2 protein-coding genes and 1 pseudogene are annotated in these 2386 nt (G+C 70.5%); 1 reads left to right on the top strand and 2 read right to left on the bottom strand.

Annotation, left to right across the window (positions count from 1 at the left end):
- Positions 1-333 (top strand): annotated as a pseudogene (locus tag OQF71_RS14340) (MmgE/PrpD family protein); the annotation flags it as partial.
- A 60-nt stretch (positions 334-393) separates the two neighbouring features.
- Here OQF71_RS14340 and OQF71_RS14335 read toward each other — a convergent pair.
- Both OQF71_RS14335 and OQF71_RS14330 read right to left on the bottom strand, forming a co-directional pair.
- Positions 394-846 (bottom strand): universal stress protein, encoded by a 453-nt coding sequence (locus tag OQF71_RS14335; RefSeq protein WP_280588489.1) that lies wholly within the window; start codon positions 844-846, stop codon positions 394-396.
- Positions 847-951: 105 nt separating this feature from the next.
- Complete coding sequence (locus OQF71_RS14330) at positions 952-2241, bottom strand: MFS transporter (RefSeq protein WP_280588488.1); 1290 nt, start codon at positions 2239-2241, stop codon at positions 952-954.
- Positions 2242-2386: the final 145 nt, after the last annotated feature.

The following is a 2386-nucleotide window of genomic DNA, read 5'->3' as shown; positions in this document are numbered from 1 at the left end:
CCTCCGCGGCGGGCCGCCCCGCCCCTCCGGCGGCCGTTGGACGCGACGAGCGTGACGACCGACGAGGCGATCGAGCGGCGGTTCCCGGACGAGTGGGGAGCCGAGGTGCACGTGACGGTCGGCGGCGAGACCCGGGAGGAGTCGGTGCGCGTCCCGCTCGGCGAGCCGGAAACGCCGATGTCGGACGCGGAGACGCGGGGAAAGGTCACGGGACTGCTCGCCGGCACCGAGGTCGACGCCGAGCGGCTCACCGACGCGGTCGCGTCGCTCGTCGACGACGCGGGCGACGACCGATCGATCGCGTCGCTCGTGGACGCGGCGACCGTGGAGTAGAAACGGCCGTCGTTCGGGTCGGACGGCGCTCGCGGCGCGCGTCTTCCCCGCCGCGCGGCACTACGCCTCGTCGTTCGGCTTCCCGACGATCACCGGGCGATCGGCGTTGAGCAGGACGGTCTGGCTGACGCTGCCGAACAGCGCCTTCCCGACCGGCGAGCGCTTTCGCATCCCGATGACGATCGCGTCGACGTCGGCGTCGGCCGCGACCGCGAGGATGGCCTCGGCCGCGTCGCCGACGTGGAGCTCGCGGTCGTGTGCGATCCCGAGATCGTCGAGGCGCGCCTCGACCGCCTTCATCGACTCGGGAATTCCGCGGAGCTCCTCGATCGACTCGTTGACCTTCTCGATAACGCTCGATCCCGCCTCGTCGGCCGGCGCGTCGACCTCTTCGTACACGTGTAACGCCGTCGCACGGATCTCGTCGGACTCGATAGGTAATGATTCCAACAGGTCGACCTGCGACCGCGCGCGGTCGGCCTCGACGTCGATCGGCAACAGGACGTGGTACATACTGCACGGTTGATCGTCGTGGTTCTTAAAACGACACGTCGGGAGGATGCTCCCGTCACGGGATTTCGGGCGGTCGATCGATCCCGGTGTTGCGGAGTCGATCGCTCAGTCTCGTCGCGTCGCAAAGCGGGAGACCGCGGCCGCCGAGAGCCCGCCGAGCGCCGCGATCCCCGCGAGAACGAGGAACAGCTCTCGCGGTCCGGCGCGGGTGAGGACCCACCCCGAGAGCGCCGCCCCGAGCGATCCGACGCCGAATATCCCGAGGTAGGTGTAGCCGAACGAGATCCCCCGCGCCTCGGTCGGGGAGTAGGCCGCGACCGTCGCCTGCGAGAGTGGTTGAACCGTGAACAGCGCGACGCCGAGCGAGAGCGAGACCGCGAGGAACGTCGCGGTGCCGCCGCTGGCGGGAACGAACAGCAGCGCGAGCCCCGCCAGCACGGCCATGAAGATCATCAGTCCCCGCTCCGGTGGCATCCGGTCGGCGATCCGCCCGCCGAGGTACTGGCCGAGCACCCCGACCATGAGGACGGCGACGTACAGGTACCGGGCCACGTCGAACTCCTCGGCGTACGGGCTCTCCGGGTCGATCAGCTGCACGTCGATCAGCCCGCCGAGAACGTCGCCGAGCAGGTCCGGCAGGAACGTGAGGAACGTCCGATAGTAGAGCCCGCTGAAGGTGACGAACGCGAAGACGATCAGGAACCCGCCCGCGAGCAGGACGCGCGTGTCGTCGGCGATCGTCGACAGCGAGATCTCGCCTTTGCTGCCGCCAGTCTCGGCGGCGTCCGTCGGCGCTCCGTTCTCGTCCTCCACCCCCTCGCCGTCGGCGGCGGTGTCCGGGAGCGCGGCGTCGACGTCGACGGTGGCTCCGTAGGCGGCGACGACGATCGCCGGGACCGTGAGCGCGACCGCGACGACCCGCCAGTCGAACGCCAAGAGGAGCAGGACGGTGGCAAGCGGGCCGAGCGCGATACCGAGGTTCCCGCCGATCCCGTGGTAGCCGAGCGCGGTCCCGCGCTGCTCCACCGACTTCGAGAGCAGCGACAGCCCCGCGGGGTGGTAGGCGCTCGCGGTGACGCCCCAGACGCCGATCGCGAGCGCGAGCGCGAGGAGGTTTGGCGCGACGCTCACGAGGATAAAAGAGCCCGCCATCCCGACGAGACACGCGAGGATGACGGGCTTGGAGCCGAACCGGTCGACGACGATACCGCCGGGGAGCGCGCCGACGCCGAACAGCCCGTAGCCGACCGTCGAGACGAGCCCGAGCGTGGCCGCGGTCGTCGAGAACTCCGCGATCCACACCGTCAACAGGATCGGTATCGAGAGCTCGTAGGTGTGGACGAGCCCGTGCGAGCCGGCGGTAAAGGCGACGATCCGTCGCTCGGCGGCGTCCATTACGCCGGCGTTCGCGGTGCCCCGGGATAGGTTCGGGGGTAGGCTGCCGGGGTTGCCGCGAGGGGGCGTCAGAGGGGAGTACCGCGAGGCGCGGGCCCCGTGCCGCCGTGCTGGGGCGTCTCTCCGTCTTCCCCGGTTTGCGCCA

The sequence above is a fragment of the Halorubrum sp. Boch-26 genome, assembly GCF_029889805.1.
Classification (GTDB): Archaea; Halobacteriota; Halobacteria; order Halobacteriales; family Haloferacaceae; genus Halorubrum.
The sequence above is the reverse complement of the archived record's forward strand: the minus strand, read 5'-3'. Positions and strand labels throughout refer to the sequence as shown.